Genomic DNA, 16,242 nt, shown 5'->3' with positions numbered 1-16,242 from the left:
CTATTAATAGGTGCAAAAGAAAGATAACGATGATTTCATTTTTTTGTAGGGATTTCACAAACCCCACCGCGGCAATGTCCCACTGGAACAAGTTTTCTATTATTAGCGATATAATCGTATACTTTACTTCCAAAACCAAGTACGATAGATAGCTTTATAAAAGGAACTGCAAACCAATAAGATGGAACGGCCTTTGCTAATACATCTATGCTCTGAATGCCGTCATACCACTTATTATTTTTAAAAATATACAGTCTTTGTTCCATTTTACTTTGTAGTTCTTGAGAAAGCTTATATTTCTCAACTACATCTTCATTTCGAAATGAAACAAATTTCATCTTACCCTTTTTATCTAATTTTTTCGTACGTTCTGCAACGGCCGTACACATCGGACACCAACTATCATAGAAAACAATCATACATTATTCCCCTTTACGAGACTCCGTCATTTGTTTCCATACAGAACCTTTTGCTTCTTCTCCGCCTTCAATACGCTCTAATGCTAGACGTGCTTGCATCGCTACTTCAAACTCTGAATCATCTTGCGCTGCTTTTAATGCTGGAATCGCACTTTCATCTCCAAGTTCAAATAAGAACATCGCTGCACGCCAGCGTACTAATTTACTTGGATCTTTCAGAGATTTAATCATAACGAACATCGCTGCCGGATCACCTACATCTGATAAACAATCTCCTGCAGTACGACGAACACTTACAGAGCGATCTAACAACGCTTTATATAATAACGGTAATACTTCATCACCTTTTACCATACCTAAATACGCTGTTGCTAAACGGCGTATTGAAACTTTTTCATCATCTAACGCCATCTTCAACACTGGAATATCTTCTTCAGTAGGATCCATTTGTTCTAATGCTGCAAAACGGTTTTTCCAGTCAGAATCTTTCATCATCTCTTCTGTTACTTTATATGGCTCACGCTTTTGAATCGTTACTTCAACAGCACCTGCTTGATTTAATAATTCTTTAACCGTTTCATTTACACGTTCTTCTGAATAAGCAGCAACAATCTCTTCTACTACTTCTTTCCCGATTTCTTCAAAATTACCGTAACGTGTACTTTGTTCTACCCATTTACGCTCTTTTACAACGTTTGGTGCAGACATTTGTACTTTCATAATTGATTCTTTGAAACGATCTGGTAAGCCAACGCGTTCTTCCGATGTTCCATCTGTTAACTTTACTTGCATTGGAATTGTAAAGAACATTTGAACAAACACTTTCACTTCTCCAAAATGAGACAGTTGTTGTTCTTCACTTTCTTCCACTACTTTTTCGCCAAAAACAGCACGAACTTGTTGTAATAATACTTTCCAGTCATACTTTGCATTTCGCTCGACTGCTAAAAAGTCAGCTACATGATACACACCTTTAATGCCTTCAATTTTCAAAATTTCTTGCACTTGCATTGGTGCTTGTTCTTTATTTTCATTTGTATAATTATTACGCGCTCCTGATGGTAATACTTCATTCAAAATAACTTTCATTGTATTTGGACTTGGCGTCGGTTCAATTGCTTTAATCTTCACGTAAAAAACTCTCCTTTATTGCGTGTTCTTAGCTGTATTGTAACATGTTATCACTCTATACTCCTACTCGGATGCTTAATTTTACTACTTTCTTCCCGCTACCATACTATTTCATTCTTTTTACATTTCAAATTAGGAATGAGGTTTTAAAAGCTTTCGTTTCCGATGCTTTTTATTTTTTATCCATTTCTTGAGGTACCGCCAGTATTAAAAAAAACACACGCTAAGCAAAAAAATATAATAAGCTGTCCATATAGACAGCTTATTTACATATTTTTCGTTCTCGGAAGTTGATCTTGTAGCGCTCTTTCTCGTAATTCACTATGTTTTCCAAAGAAAATAGTGAAAGACAAGGCGATGAATACATTTGCAAAATGACAAAACTGTAAGAATACACGAGTATTTGTAAGAAAGTTCGATGTTTTCCTTTTTCTTTTTTTATTATAGTGAAAAAGAAGAACGAAATATTCTCTTATGTAGGAAAGGAAGATAATAATGATTGATTTATTAAATAAATGGATGTTAGAAAGTACAGGAAATTTCAATATCGTTGTAGGACTTACAGCACTTCTATTTTTGGGTTCAGTAATTACACTTATTATTATTTACAAAAAAATTGGTAAACCAGATGAAAGAACAACTCCTATTCATTTTAAAATTATTTCTTGTATGTTTACTACTCAAATTCTAATGAATTGCATATTTATTTCTTTAGTTGGTAAAGATATTGAGAATTTCCGTCAAATCTTTATATTATTTGAAGCCTTTGTATTCTTCGTTGGAGCTATTTATTCGTTTAAATTATATAGACAAGAATTTAAATAATTCACTTGCAAGAAACAATAAAAAGGGGGATTCCTTACTCTCAGAAAGGATCCCCTTTTTTATTTTCTATCACTCGATTCTTCTTTTTATACATTCCTATCCTCGCATGGGTTTTACGGTTCTCGATTGTTACTGGATTAGCCGAAAAACGTAATAAAATTTTGTATACTCTTTACTTGTTTTCCAAAAAAAGCTGGCGGTACTCCTTCTTTAAGTTTATTAAAATACTTTCCACAATTTTTTCCGTAGCTATTACTTAAAATCACCTTTTATTACGATGCCCCCTCCCGCCTTCTCTCCAAAAAGGTAATACTCTCAATCACAACTTCAGTTCTATATATTCTCTTGCCTTGTTCATCATCGTAATTACTCGTCTGAATACGCCCTGTAATCCCAACAAGTGATCCCTTCTTACAATATTCAGTTACATTCTCAGCCGATTTTCGCCAAACGACACAATTAATAAAATCGACTTGTTGTTCACCTAAACTATTTCGAAATCCTCTATTCACCGCAATACATATTCTTGCATAAGCAACGCCTTGTTTTGTGTAGTATAATTCTGGCTCCTTTGTCAATCTACCGATTAATACAACTCTATTCATCATAAGTTATACCACCTCACATATTTTTCTCCATTGTAAGGAGAAATGGATGAATGGTAAAAAGCACAAAATGATGTATCCGTAAGTAAAAAGTATTAATTTAGACCTTACAAAACAAAAAAAGAAACCATACATAGTTCAAACATGTATGGTTTCAAAATTTATTACACTTCAGTACAAGATATGTAATATCCTCCGCGAGCCATCTTTATTTCAGCACGGTACATTACATTTTCTAAGTAAAAAGTAATCGGTTTAACTTTACTCTCAAATTTTAGTCTTTCATTGCATTCAGTTGCATATCCTTCAATCGCTGAAGTAATAACTTCAGATGATGGATACGTTAAAGCTTCATCTAGTTCTATGAAAAAACTTTTAGAAAATAGTTTTTTCATAATCCCCTTCTTCCCTTTCATCATATTCCATCTCCTTCAATTCAAGTTGATAACATCCATATTATACCATACGTTCAATATATCTTTGAAAATAAAAAAACCTGCATTTTTCATGCAGGTTTTTTTATTAGTCATTTTTCGTAAAGTAAGAAACGAAACGAAGAATTTCTAAGTATAACCAAACTAGTGTAAGCATTAGTCCCATTGCAGTGTACCACTCCATATATTTCGGAGCTTGACTACGTACACCATTTTCGATTAAATCGAAATCTAGTAATAAGTTTAATGCAGCAACTACAATAACAACTGCACTAATAATAATACCGATTGTACCACCTTGGTGAATGTATGGAACAGTTACACCAAACATATTTAGTAGGAATACGACTAAATACATAACCAGAATTCCGAGTGTTGCTGCCATAACGCCTGTACGGAATTTATCCGTTACTTTTACTACGCGTGTTGCATATAACACTAACATTGCAAATAGAATTGAGATTGTTAGTAATACAGCATTTAAAACGATAGAATCGCCAAATTTCATTGTATAAACTGCTGAAATACTTCCTAACACAACCCCTTCTACCGCTGCATAGATTGGTGCACCAAAAGGTGAAATACGCGGGAAGAACATAGACGCAAATGCGATGATTGCCGCAACGATTAAAGCACCAATTAATACTGGCATCTTCATCGTCCCCTGCATCATCTGTATGTATGAATAGACAGACGTTGCAAGTAGCAAGATAAGCATAATGAACGTTTTGCCTACTGTTCCGCCAATTGTCATCGCAGAAGCGCTTGCTCCCTCTTTACGGAATGCCTCTTTTTTCAACATTGGATTAGATGTTCTCATTTTTTCCCTCCTAAAATAGGTTCTACCAATAGTGTAAAGTTTTTCTCTTTACTTTTCAATATATGCAGCTTGTTTTTATTTTAATCCTTCAACCATGTCTGATAGTTCACTCCATCTTTCCATCTTTTTTTCTAGCTCTTCTTCTGTTTTCTGCTGTGCTTCAGATAATTCTTGTGCTTTTGTGAAGTCAGATCCAACTTTCGCAAGTTCTTCTCCAATTGACTCAATTTTTTCTTCAAGTTCGGCAATCGTATCTTCAATCGTTTCCCATTCACGCTGCTCATTGTATGAAAGTTTACGTTTACGTTGTTGTTTTGGAGCTTCTTCTACTACTTTTTTCTCTTTTTGAACTTCCGCTTTCTCCATAAGTTCTCTCGTTTTTTCCATTTCTAAATAATCTGTATAACTACCTAGGAACTCACGCACTTCGCCTCCGCCAGTAAAGATGAACAGTTCATCTACTACTTTATCTAAGAAGTAACGGTCATGCGATACAGTTAAAACGACACCTGGGAAATCTTCTAAATAATCTTCTAGTACTGTTAATGTTTGTGTATCTAGATCATTCGTAGGTTCATCAAGTAAAAGTACGTTTGGTTCTCCCATTAAAATACGTAATAAATATAAACGTCTTCTTTCACCACCAGATAGTTTACCAAGCGGTGTACCATGTGAATGAGTCGGGAATAAGAAACGTTCTAACATTTGAGATGCACCAATTACTTTTCCATCTGTTGTATGAATAACTTCTGCAATCTCTTTAATGTATTCAATCATACGCTGATTTAAATTCATTTCTTCATTTTCTTGCGTATAATAAGCAACTTTTACAGTTTGCCCAACTTCAATTTCACCACTATCAGGAGATAACTTACCTGCAAGCATATTTAATAGCGAAGATTTCCCGCTTCCATTCGCCCCAATAATTCCGATGCGATCGCCTGGTTTCACGATATGATTAAAGTTGTTTAATACCGTTTTATCACCAAATTTTTTCGTCACATCTTTTAACTCAAGTACTTTTTTCCCAAGACGGCTACCGCTAAGTGCAATATCAACTGACTGTTTTGCAGCTGGCCCTTCTTGGCCCTTTAGCTCATCAAATCGTTGAATACGTGCCTTTTGCTTTGTTGAACGGGCTTTTGCACCGCGGCGGATCCATGCTAGTTCGCGGCGATATAAGTTTTGACGTTTTGATTCTTGCGCAATTTCTTGTTCTTCACGAAGTGCTTTCGCTTCTAAAAACGTACTGTAATTCCCTTCATAACTATACAGTTTTCCATTATCTAATTCGAAAATACGATTCGTCACACGATCTAAGAAATAACGATCATGGGTTACAAGTAATACTGCACCATTATATCGAGCTAAATATTCCTCTAACCATTCCACTGTCTCATGATCAAGATGGTTCGTAGGCTCATCTAAAATTAATAGATCCGGTGTTTCAATAAAACATTGCGCCATCGCAATACGTTTTTTCTGTCCACCAGATAAATTTCCAACAGTTGCAGTGAAGTCCGTAATTCCTAATTTCGTTAAAAGAGATTTCGCATTTGCATTTGCTTCCCATGCACTCATTGCATCCATACGTTGCTGCACTGCAAATAATTGTTCCTGTACTTTTTCATTACTTGGATCTTTTTCGATATGTAATAGCGCCTTTTCATACTCACGAAGAAGACGAATTAAAGGAGTATCACCATGGAAGACTTGCTCTAGCACTGTTAGTTGTTCATCAAACTCTGGTTGCTGTGATAAATAACTAATTGTATACCCACGAGAATGAGTCATATCACCTGTATCAGGAATTTCTGCCCCTGCAATAATTTTTAATAACGTCGATTTACCAGTTCCGTTTACACCGATAATTCCGGCACGGTGTCCTTCTGCAATACTAAATGATAATCCATCAAATAACGGTTTTTCTCCATATGATTTTGATAAGTTTTCCACAGTTAACATTTTCATATTTGTGCATTCCACTCTTTCATAAATTGTTCAATAAACTGTTCCATATAACGATGACGAATTTCAGCCTCTTGTTTTGCTGCATTCGTATTCATTAAATCTTTTAATTTCAAAAGTTTTTCATAAAAATGATTTAAAGATGGATCATTATTTTTTCTATACTCTTCTTTCGTCATTTCTTCACGCGGCGGAATAGTTGGGTCATACATTAATCTCCCTTTTGCCCCGCCATATGCAAATGTACGTGCAATTCCAATTGCACCAAGAGCATCTAAACGATCCGCATCTTGAACAATTTCCCCTTCAAGCGACTCAAGTGTGCCGCCATGGCCACCTTTATAAGACATATTGGCGATGATATGAAGAATATGTTTACTTTCCTCTTCTTCAACACGTAACTCTTCTAACCAATCTGAAACTTTTTTCATTCCTGCTTCTTCAGTTTCGTTTAGCTTTTCATCTGCCACATCGTGAAGTAATGCTGCCATTTCAATTATAAAACGATTTCCACCTTCTTGCTCAGATAAAGAAATCGCCAGTTTATGTACACGCTCAATATGATACCAATCATGTCCACTCGCATCTTTTTCTAAAATATGTTTTACAAAAGTAATTGTTTTTTGGATTTTTTCTTGTTTTGTCATTTTATCTTCACCCAGTTACTTATTGTAACACGCCCGCATTTTTTCATCACATATTTTCTTGTCTGCCCATACACTAGGTGGTAGGCATCATCATGAAGGAGGAATAAATATGTTCTATAATAATCAACCGCCTTATCCAAGGCAACCATTTTACCCTCAACAACAAGAACAAAGATACACAGAACAATACGAAGAACAAGAGTTACAACAGCAAGAACAACAATATGACGAAAACCCATATGCAACAATGCAAAATCAAGAAACTGAATTTCAACAAAATCCATATGGAACACGTCCAAATTATGAATATCCTCAAAATCCATATGCGGTACCACAAAACCAAGAACAACCATATCAACAAAATCCATATGCAGCACCACAAAACCAAGAACAACCATATCAACAAAATCCATATGCAGCACCACAAAACCAAGAACAACCATATCAACAAAATCCATATGCAGCACCACAAAACCAAGAACAACCATATCAACAAAATCCATATGCAGCACCACAAAACCAAGAACAACCATATCAACAAAATCCATATGCAGCACCACAAAACCCATACACAACTCAACCACAACAACCGCAATACCAACAACAAATGTATCAACCAAACTACGACGCACGTGTCTCACCACCTAAACCACCAACAATAGATCCAACGCAGCCACAAATTTTACCGCCAGGACCAACATTAGACATTACACAACCACAAATCTTACCACCTGGACCAATTACTGAACCAACACAACAACAAATTCAACAAGTTGTCGGTACACAGTTTTTACCTTTCAAGAAACCCGTACTAGATTTCGTAAAACCATGGGTAGATTACGGTTTAAATGAAGCAAAACATACATCACACGAACACGCATTAACAGAAGTTGCTGCGATTATGTTTTTAGTTGGTAAAGGCTTCAATCCGACGATTGCACATTATATCGTTGAATCTTGGGAAAAGAATGAACAATTTTAGGATTGTTTATTTGATAAAATACAAAAAACACAAAAGTGCCAAAACCCTTATATCACAAGGGTTTTGGCACTTTTTGAAATCCAGAAAAAATTTTATTGAAATAATTATTTTTATAGATTTTCGTACTTTTTTATATAGTACGTGAACAAAATGTGAGCAAAATGTGTGCAAATATACGAATCGCATTTCGCTGTTGTTGCACCGGTTATTTAAACCCATTCTCAATTATGAGATTTATATGAGAAACTAACACTTTTTCCTGTTGCCACTCGGACAGTTTCTTGATAGCAAGCCACACCCAGACATTATTATTGATGGGATTGATATACTAGAGAACATTACTCCTTATATTATTTTAAATATAATTTGGTCGTAATTAAAATAAAACAAAAAGAGGACGTATATATCACGTCCTCTTTTTGTTTTAGATATGCTCACCATGATCAATATAAGTATCGCCGTATTCGTATGCCGGCGCAGGTGGTCTACCGTGATCAAAATCGGCCACATTAGAAATATAATCTGGTCTTTGTGGTGCAGGCGGTCTACCATGATCAGCTTGTGATGTAAAAGTTTCAGTAAAGCTTCCAATAGTTAAAACAGCAGCAAAACTAAAAAATCCTATTAGTACTTTTTTCATTTTAACGCACTTCCCTTCTGAAGTAATTCTTTAGCATCATAAGATATATTAAAGTATTGGCTAGCCTTCTCATGATTACCTTCTTGATAAAGTTTTTTCGCTAAAATTCCAGAGTACTCTTCCATAAATCCATAAAGTTTTTGGGATTCGAAGTAATTTAGTCCATCTGCAATCGTTGTTTCTAAATTCTGCTTATAACTTTCATCGTATTGTGCTCGAAGTATTCGTAAATGATGTGTATATTCAACGTCAGCTAATTCAAAACCTTGAGTCAAAAATTCTTGCGCTTGTTCAATTTCATTTATTTTGAAATGTTCTCGAGCCAGTAAGAATACAGTTTTATGATATGGTTTTTCAGATTTATACACATCCATTAAATGTCGAATTGCAGTTGCGGATATACCTTGTTTTGCATAAAGAAAACCTAAGTTGTATTGAATTAAGGTAATTAGTCGAGTACAGTTATGTTTTTTAGCCATATCCAAGCACTTAACAAAAAGCTCTTCTCCTTGTTCAAACTGACTTAAAGTGACACTTGCCAAGCCTAGGATTGTATCGCATTCAATTTGATTTATTATATAATCTTCATGTTTTTTGTATATGTCTTTTGCTTTCATAACATGCTTAATTGTTAATAAAGGTTGTTGAAGGTGGTAATATAGTTCACCAAGTTTATAATTAAATTCAGCTTTTTCAATGTCATTAGGAATATACTCTAAAAGTCGTTCAGCTTCTTCAAATTGCTCCATCGCTTCCATATAGTTAGCAATCATAGTGTTATGCACAGCTTTATAGAAATGGTAGTAGTATCTTAAATACTCATCAATAGTTTTTGTTGTAAGTTTTTCAACTGCATCAAAATCACTACGAGTTACATATGATTTATTTATTAACACTTTATAACTATAATCCAATAGAGAATAGTACAATAAGAGATTTTGATCTTGTAAATCTCGGTTTTGTTCGACCATTAAGACACTAATCTTTTCATCAACTTCTTCTTTCATTCTTGTCGCCTTTGTTATTTGTTTAGATAGAATAACCTTATACCATTCATTTAATAGTCTAGTAACTTTTTCATTATTCAGAATTATCATAACGCAATCTCCTTTATTTAGTTTATATAAAATCAATCATAACAAAGTTTAATTGTAATAAGTTGTAAAAAACAATTTTATAAATAATATCCAGAATATTTAATTTAATTTTTATCAATTGACGTAAAAACATCGGTAAATCGTTAGATTGTAAAGAAAGAATTATCTATATAAAACTAATTGTAATGCTAGTAATGGTATAGCGTGAACCTTATTTGTCGAAAATTTTTGGTAATTATTTGGTTTATAAGTATTTATTTCCCATTATTTTGGGGTTAATATCTGAATTATGCTAACAAATAAAGGTAAATTAGCATGATATTGTCTTAATTAATATTTTAGGAGGTATGAAAAATGAAAAAGATTAGTAAAGTTTTAAGTGTTGCAGGATTATCTCTTGCTATATTCGGAGGAGGAACAATTGCAAGCGCAGCTGAGAATAACACAGTTGATTCTACTATAAAAAAAGGTAATGTATTAGATTTAACAGATCAATCGAATGTACAAATAGGTGAGGTACTAACGTTTGGGGAACTTGTTAATCAAATTGCTGCAGATACCAATAAACCTAGAGAAGAAATTTCTCAGCAACTCATGGCTCAGGGGAAAGCTCGTGGGCAATCATCTGCTGCAACACTTGCCGCTACGTACCGAACACTAACAACCAATTTTTCAGTAACACCTTTCTATAGCCCTTCATTAAGGTTTTATTGTGAAACAAATGAATGGGGTGGAAGCTTCAGGGGTATTAAGGAAATAAAACATATTAATATGAATAGAGATGCAAATGGTCTTTCTAAAACGTTCAGTGGTACAGTTCAAGCAAATTTAGAGGATCCTAACAGAATTTTCTATATTGTTAATGGTGATTTTCATAATAATGGCACAACTACTTTTAATGGCAATGTATCCATTACTGTAGGGAAGACAGGAAGTGTAGGTTTTAATGCATCTTATGCGACGAGTCACTATAAATATACTTATAAAGAAGGATATGTATATTTTTAAAGTTGATAAATTTTTAAATGATCGATTACTTCTTAATTACATGTTAAGTTCATTATACATGCTAATTTAATGGAGGTGATCTCTCTGCAACCTAAATATATTCTGTTCATTCAAATTCTAATAGGAATACTAATAATCATAGCACCAATTATTATTACTGGTGAATTATATAATGTTTCAAAGACTATGGGTGATTTGCTAGTTGCTGAATTAATAATAAGAACACTTTCTTTCATAATAGGACTTGTAGTTATTAGCAAGGGGTTTGAAAATTATTCTAAATAGTTATTTGTACGTTATTTTCTAGAAACTTATAAAAAAGGTCTACTCATATTGAGTAGACCTTTTTCTCTACTTCACATACACATAGGCTTCATTTGCAGTTATATAGTATGTTACGCCTTTACTGTTGTGTACTTTGTATTGTGGTGAACCATTAACGGATACTTTAGCATCAATCGTAAATCCAAGTCCTTCATCTACCGTTCCTGCTACATCTTTATCAGACCAAGAAGCAGAGTCATAGAAACGAAGGTCGTCCACTTTAGAAGCAACACGTTTTCCTACTACAGAACTTGAAGTAGTAGTTTGTTCCTCTTGATATTTAATGTAAGATGGGTTGTTATAAATCCATTGGTTACCGCCAAGATTTAACCAATCACCTTGTTTTCCCCATACTTGATATGCTTCTCCTTTATTTAATTGACGGGTAACACCATAATTTGTTGATGGTCCACTTCTTAGGTTTACGTTAAATCCATCAATATAAGCTACTCCTGTTTCGCCTACAACGTTTTGTGATGGTTCTTGTGGTTTTGGTTTAACTGTAACTGTTGAGCCTTCATACGCTTTTTGTACGTCCGCTCTGAATTGTGATTCTGATACACCATGACTGCGAAGGTAATCAATCGGATCTTCGTGGTCAGTTCCACCTAATTTGTAAGTAATATCTTTATGTGTCCATAAACCTTTGCTTGGATGAATCCCTCTATCTTTTAAAATCTTAGCTAATAGTTTTACATAACGCTCGTAAGAAGATTTAAATTTATCTGGGTTGCTAGTTTCAGAAAGTTCTACGTGAACAAATCTTTTATTTGCATATGGTCCAGCACCGTAAGCCACATATTTTGTATCGGCAATTTGGACTGTTTCGTTCCAATCTACAGCATAGTGTACAAATGCATTTCTCCATGTTCTAGCTTCATAATTTCGAATATTAATCGCTGGTGCTTCTGGTGTTGCTGTACTATGTGCCACAACGCCCTCATAAGCGCCCACACCGTAGCGATATGCTTGTTTCGGTAAGTCTTGGATAATTAGTACTCTATCCGCAAAAGAAGCCGTAGCAAACGAAAATAAGAGTAATAGAGTCATAAATAATGAGCTAAATAGTTTAATTGGTTTTTTCATTGTGTGTTTCCCCTTTTTGCCAAACAAAAAGAGCACCGTCTTTTGACAATGCTCTCCTTATGTAAGGCGTGTATTTTTTTATTTGGTAGCATGTTTTTCTTTTCGTGCATCACTTCTTTGAATCTTTGCTTGAATTTCGGATGCTACACTTTCTAATAACCATGCAGGAATCCATTTTTCCCAGCCAATTCGCGCACAGTTTGCTGCGAAACTATTAAAAATGTGGTAACTCAATCCACCGACTACCATGAAGAAAAAGAAATCAGGTAGTTTAAGAGCAATATCAAATAAATGTGCAAGGGCTGGTAATGATAAAAGCACCACGGTTCTCGTGATGCCCTCAATTCCATATTGTGATGAGTATGTTCCGTCTAGCTTTGAAGCTTTACTACCCGTAATCCAGTCGAGCATGATAATCCAGCAGTAAATTGATATCCAAATTAAATTAGCTTTGCCATAGAGTAAATTAATTATTGTTCCTAATCCACCACCGATAGCACCACCTACTTTAAATTGAGTACTTGTAATAACATCGCTTATATTCCATGCCTTGATGAGTTCGTGAATTCTTTCCAAGTTCTCACCTCCTTTCAAATTTTGACCAAAATAAAAAAGCGTGCTGCAGCACGCTCAATTTCGATAAAGTTATATGTTCATTTTCTTCCACGCGTATTCTAGTGGTTCAGCACGTGGTGGTTTTATTACTGCTTTTTCAGTAGTATTGCTTTCGTTTCGGGAGAAATTAAACATAACCCCTTTTCGTGTGGTGGTTTGTCTCACCCCTGTAATATACATGTCACTGATTTCTAATTTTGAGCCTTTGCGTATTTGTGGTTTACGTTGTACGGGTGGATACAGTGTTTTTGGTTGAATTATTATGCCTTTTATTGTCATAAAATCACCAGCCTTATTCTACTCTTAATGCAATGTTGTACTCTGAAAATGAACTCCATACACTTGAGTAGTAGGTGTTAAATAATTTATATTTCTGGACTTCTCCATCTTGAGAAATTTCAACGATATCACCAATTACAAAATTTGAACCCCTATATGTGTAAAGGCCATCAAATTTTGCTCTTAATCCATCTACGTTATCTCCCATAAAAAATGATGTAAATATTATATTTCCTTCTAAAGATGGTGCCTTTAAAAATACCTTATCCCAAATGAAAATAGGAACAGAAACATTTTTTAATCCCTCATATATAAGTTTACTTCTAGCAGCCACCAGTGCTGCATAAGGGTCCCACTTTGGGCAAGCACTCACTAAGACACTAAAAGGAGAAGATATAGGTGTGAATTGTTCTTGTTGATATAGTTCATCTGGAATACCAAATAATCCTATTACCGTCTTCCCTTTTCGTTCTGGAAGATTATCATCGTTTTCATAAACACAATAGATAACAATGTCTTTATCAACGTATAAATATAGGTCCACCATAGCAATTGGTTTGCTAATAGTAGTAACACTAGTATTGTTAATTGTTTTCCCTTGATGAAAACATAATGGATAGAACGCACCAGGTCCTCCATAGGTAACGTCCTTCTCTTTATCATATCGTTCAATTAATCTAAAGCTTGCATCAGTAACAGAATTAGCAGAATCCCTTATATCAAAATTGGAATATTTACCTGCTATAATATCTTGGCTACTTGCATTAACGGCATCAAATGGACGTAATTCTATAGAATGGTTCTTCATACCGTCGTTGCCGCTTGAGTACATGACATAAATTTTATCTTTTGATGGCGCATCAGCATTTAATTGCTGCCATCCAGCCTTTTTCATTTCATCGATAATCTTCATAAAGACTTCTCTTCGCTCTAGTCTGTGTAACTTACAAATTTTATTTGTCATTCTGTATGTTCCTCCTTAACTTAAACGTATCGCTTTTATAGAAACATTAAAAGTAGAGGTTGCCACGCCCCTATTTTCTATATAAAGATGTACCTTGTTTGTATGATCTTTATCCTCACAAGGAATAGCCAAAATATCATATGTTCTTTTTTCTGATAAGCTTTTATAGACTTGATTCCCATTCTCTTTTTGATCGTACATAAATAACATTGCTTCAACATTTGAATCATTTGTAACTTGAATCGTGCGAATATCGTATTTGTTACAACCTACATCCAATGGAGTATATAGAGTTTTTCCTGGTTCAATTGTAATTTGTATATTCCTTTCAATAAGGATTGACGGTGTAATCTCACTTTCGGATGTATATCTATATAATTTCATTACAGTTCCCATATTGTATTCACCTCAATTATGTTTTAGATGAATATTAAAATAAAATGGTTCAAATGCTAGGAAATTTGTATCCTTTACAACTTTTACCCAAAAATCACGCGTGCTTTGTGCGGCTACTGAATCAATCTGTATTTCATTTAAATAGCTTGTCCCATCTAACGAAATAAGCGCCCAGGTGTAACCGACTTTCTCCATGTACTGTTGAATGGATAGTTTTATATTTGTAGCAGCACCGATGTTATCATTTACGATTGTCATTTTTACAATACGCTCGTTATTCACCATGTAACCTAAGTTCGTTGGATCCGTTGTATTTAATTCTTCGCTATTCATTTTGATTTGTAGGGATGAACCCGTGCAATACATATCCCCACCGTAAAAGGTAGCTTGTTTCTTTGCTATAAGTTCGTTTTCCTCATCATATATTTCTATGATTCCCTCAAACTCTAAAGAAGGAAGTAGAATATCAATGCCTGTATGAGCTGCAGCTACAATGTTAGTAGACAGGATATTATCTGCAGTATCTTTTAATACAACCTTATAATTTTCATATAGTTGGCGCAGACGTAACATATTGCTTGTTGTCATAATAATTTTATTGATGTCTAGCGGTACAAATCCCTCTGCAGTTCCTCTTTTTAAAACAACACCAATTCTTTTTGCTGCTAATGAATCGTTATCCACATAATCAAAAAATGTATCTGTCTTTGTGTAAAAGTCCCATTGATCTTCCTTGCATAATGCCATCCACTCTTTATTGCTTTGTGAACCATTAGCAGAATAGGATTCAAGGAACTCTACTTTATTCTTTTCATTTTGATAAATCAGTAAGCCACCTTCATCTCCTTCTTTTGTAGGAGCATAATCCGCAATAACTTGGATTGCAAAGTTGTCTTGTGGTCTGTCAATTAATAGCATAACGTCTTTATCTACAGAATGATTCATACGTAGGAATCCTTTTTTTACAGCGTTGTTAAATGCATTTGATGGTGACATAAGCCATTTTGGATTTACGGAATCAAAATCATCTACAAATATTTTTCCGCTTTCTTTTTCATACAAGGATACTTTAGGCTTTTTAATTAAATCTGGTGATAGTAATTCTCCCTGTAATACGTCAATAGCATCTATAATATTATCTTGAGCTTCAATTACAACTGTATGAATTCCAGGTTCAATGTCCAATTTCTCATAAACTAAACATTGAAGAATAGTTGATTTTGGAGAAAGTGTGTAAGTTTCAGAAGAACCGTCTATAGTGATTTTTATTGGATCTCTATAACTTGTACTATTGATGTATTTAGAAATAATGCGAATTCCCTTTCCAGAAAATACGAACTCGCATTTTGTAGGTTCAGTACCATGATTTGAGTTCTTGTATGACAACGTATTATTAGAGTCACCTACCGCATTACTATTATGAAACCAAGGTCCTGTGTACCGAATATTGCTATCCATATCATCAAACCGTTTCCAACCTGGTTCCGGTTCTTTTAATACATCACCAACTTTAGCGCTTAAATCTGCGTAATCAATAGCAGCTAAAAATGTATAAATAAGTCCAGGTGTTCCTGGTGGTAGAGCGGAGCCTTTTGCTGTAACTGTAACGAGATGCTCACCTCTCACTAAATCTAGTCTTTCAAAACAAACATGAAAAGAACTAGAAGTAGCAGGAACAGAACCAGTAAACTTAGTTCCATCAATACTGACTTCAATGTTAAATCTGTGTTCATGCCATCTTTTAAGCATTATGCGCAAAGATGTTCCAGTAAACTTAAATGAAAATGTGCGGCCCTCTTTTCTCCCTACAAACCAGGCACTTTCATTAGTAAGATCTCTATCATCGCCCACTACATCCCATTTTCCATCCTGTTCATTACTAGTGCCATATGGTGGCACATCGTAAAAAAACTTACCTGGACCTACGTTTGCTAAACTACAATACTCTCGTGTCCAACCGGATTCTGGGTTTAGTAGACTTTTTCCTAATTGATTGGCCATT

The 16,242-nt window shown here is 34.6% G+C and carries 19 protein-coding genes; 4 read left to right on the top strand and 15 right to left on the bottom strand.

Annotated elements, in window-relative coordinates; all coding sequences use genetic code 11:
- Positions 1–35: 35 nt before the first annotated feature.
- Entirely contained in the window at positions 36–419 is a 384-nt protein-coding gene (locus tag BM089_RS06735; RefSeq protein WP_000634891.1) for a thiol-disulfide oxidoreductase DCC family protein, read from the bottom strand.
- A gap of 3 nt (positions 420–422) precedes the next feature.
- Entirely contained in the window at positions 423–1,550 is a 1,128-nt protein-coding gene (locus BM089_RS06730) for a conserved virulence factor C family protein (RefSeq protein ID WP_090976410.1), read from the bottom strand.
- A 495-nt stretch (positions 1,551–2,045) separates the two neighbouring features.
- On the opposite strand from BM089_RS06730, the gene BM089_RS06720 reads away from it, so the two are divergent.
- Positions 2,046–2,375 carry a 6-aminohexanoate hydrolase gene (locus BM089_RS06720; RefSeq protein WP_065483389.1) on the top strand — a complete coding sequence of 110 codons (330 nt, stop codon included), beginning with the start codon at positions 2,046–2,048 and terminating at the stop codon, positions 2,373–2,375.
- A 272-nt stretch (positions 2,376–2,647) separates the two neighbouring features.
- Here BM089_RS06720 and BM089_RS06715 read toward each other — a convergent pair whose 3' ends face one another.
- The 5 genes from BM089_RS06715 to BM089_RS06695 form a co-directional block, all read right to left on the bottom strand.
- On the bottom strand, positions 2,648–2,983 hold the full coding sequence (locus tag BM089_RS06715) for a single-stranded DNA-binding protein (protein WP_000982013.1): 336 nt from the start codon (positions 2,981–2,983) through the stop codon (positions 2,648–2,650).
- Positions 2,984–3,144: 161 nt separating this feature from the next.
- Positions 3,145–3,399 carry a DUF4318 domain-containing protein gene (locus tag BM089_RS06710; protein ID WP_053564643.1) on the bottom strand — a complete coding sequence of 85 codons (255 nt, stop codon included), beginning with the start codon at positions 3,397–3,399 and terminating at the stop codon, positions 3,145–3,147.
- Positions 3,400–3,502: 103 nt separating this feature from the next.
- Positions 3,503–4,234 carry a Bax inhibitor-1/YccA family protein gene (locus BM089_RS06705; protein ID WP_023521797.1) on the bottom strand — a complete coding sequence of 244 codons (732 nt, stop codon included), beginning with the start codon at positions 4,232–4,234 and terminating at the stop codon, positions 3,503–3,505.
- Between the two features lie 75 nt (positions 4,235–4,309).
- Positions 4,310–6,205, bottom strand: a complete 1,896-nt coding sequence (locus BM089_RS06700; RefSeq protein ID WP_000783192.1) for an ABC-F family ATP-binding cassette domain-containing protein — start codon at positions 6,203–6,205, stop codon at positions 4,310–4,312.
- Entirely contained in the window at positions 6,202–6,849 is a 648-nt protein-coding gene (locus BM089_RS06695) for an HD domain-containing protein (protein WP_090976408.1), read from the bottom strand. Before BM089_RS06695 ends, BM089_RS06700 begins: the two co-directional genes overlap by 4 nt.
- 109 nt (positions 6,850–6,958) lie before the next feature.
- Between BM089_RS06695 and BM089_RS06690 the strand changes: the two genes are divergently transcribed.
- Entirely contained in the window at positions 6,959–7,831 is an 873-nt protein-coding gene (locus BM089_RS06690) for a hypothetical protein (RefSeq protein ID WP_090976406.1), read from the top strand.
- Positions 7,832–8,255: 424 nt separating this feature from the next.
- Here the strand turns inward: BM089_RS06690 and BM089_RS06685 are convergent, their stop codons facing one another.
- Both BM089_RS06685 and BM089_RS06680 read right to left on the bottom strand, forming a co-directional pair.
- Positions 8,256–8,471, bottom strand: a complete 216-nt coding sequence (locus BM089_RS06685; RefSeq protein WP_090976404.1) for a hypothetical protein — start codon at positions 8,469–8,471, stop codon at positions 8,256–8,258.
- Entirely contained in the window at positions 8,468–9,568 is a 1,101-nt protein-coding gene (locus BM089_RS06680) for a response regulator aspartate phosphatase (RefSeq protein ID WP_175495683.1), read from the bottom strand. The genes BM089_RS06685 and BM089_RS06680 overlap by 4 nt, the downstream gene beginning before the upstream one ends.
- 354 nt (positions 9,569–9,922) lie before the next feature.
- Between BM089_RS06680 and BM089_RS06675 the strand changes: the two genes are divergently transcribed.
- Positions 9,923–10,576 carry a hypothetical protein gene (locus BM089_RS06675; RefSeq protein ID WP_000724005.1) on the top strand — a complete coding sequence of 218 codons (654 nt, stop codon included), beginning with the start codon at positions 9,923–9,925 and terminating at the stop codon, positions 10,574–10,576.
- 69 nt (positions 10,577–10,645) lie between these two features.
- A complete protein-coding gene (locus BM089_RS31875; RefSeq protein WP_090976399.1) occupies positions 10,646–10,861 on the top strand; it encodes a hypothetical protein in 216 nt (71 codons plus the stop codon).
- 66 nt (positions 10,862–10,927) lie between these two features.
- On the opposite strand, the gene BM089_RS06665 is transcribed toward BM089_RS31875, so the two are convergent.
- The 6 genes from BM089_RS06665 to BM089_RS06640 form a co-directional block, all read right to left on the bottom strand.
- Positions 10,928–11,986 (bottom strand): N-acetylmuramoyl-L-alanine amidase, encoded by a 1,059-nt coding sequence (locus BM089_RS06665; protein WP_090976397.1) that lies wholly within the window; start codon positions 11,984–11,986, stop codon positions 10,928–10,930.
- A gap of 78 nt (positions 11,987–12,064) precedes the next feature.
- On the bottom strand, positions 12,065–12,562 hold the full coding sequence (locus tag BM089_RS06660) for a phage holin family protein (RefSeq protein ID WP_090976394.1): 498 nt from the start codon (positions 12,560–12,562) through the stop codon (positions 12,065–12,067).
- Positions 12,563–12,631: 69 nt separating this feature from the next.
- Positions 12,632–12,880, bottom strand: a complete 249-nt coding sequence (locus BM089_RS31870) for a hypothetical protein (RefSeq protein ID WP_090976392.1) — start codon at positions 12,878–12,880, stop codon at positions 12,632–12,634.
- A 13-nt stretch (positions 12,881–12,893) separates the two neighbouring features.
- Positions 12,894–13,844, bottom strand: a complete 951-nt coding sequence (locus BM089_RS06650; RefSeq protein WP_090976390.1) for a hypothetical protein — start codon at positions 13,842–13,844, stop codon at positions 12,894–12,896.
- A gap of 15 nt (positions 13,845–13,859) precedes the next feature.
- Complete coding sequence (locus BM089_RS06645; RefSeq protein WP_090976388.1) at positions 13,860–14,240, bottom strand: hypothetical protein; 381 nt, start codon at positions 14,238–14,240, stop codon at positions 13,860–13,862.
- 12 nt (positions 14,241–14,252) lie between these two features.
- Positions 14,253–16,241, bottom strand: coding sequence for a hypothetical protein (locus BM089_RS06640; protein WP_090976387.1), 1,989 nt, complete (start codon positions 16,239–16,241; stop codon positions 14,253–14,255).
- Between the last annotated feature and the right edge of the window lies 1 nt (position 16,242).

Source organism: Bacillus sp. 5mfcol3.1 (assembly GCF_900114335.1).
Lineage (GTDB): Bacteria > Bacillota > Bacilli > Bacillales > Bacillaceae_G > Bacillus_A > Bacillus_A thuringiensis_S.
This window is presented reverse-complemented; position numbering and strand designations above follow the sequence as displayed.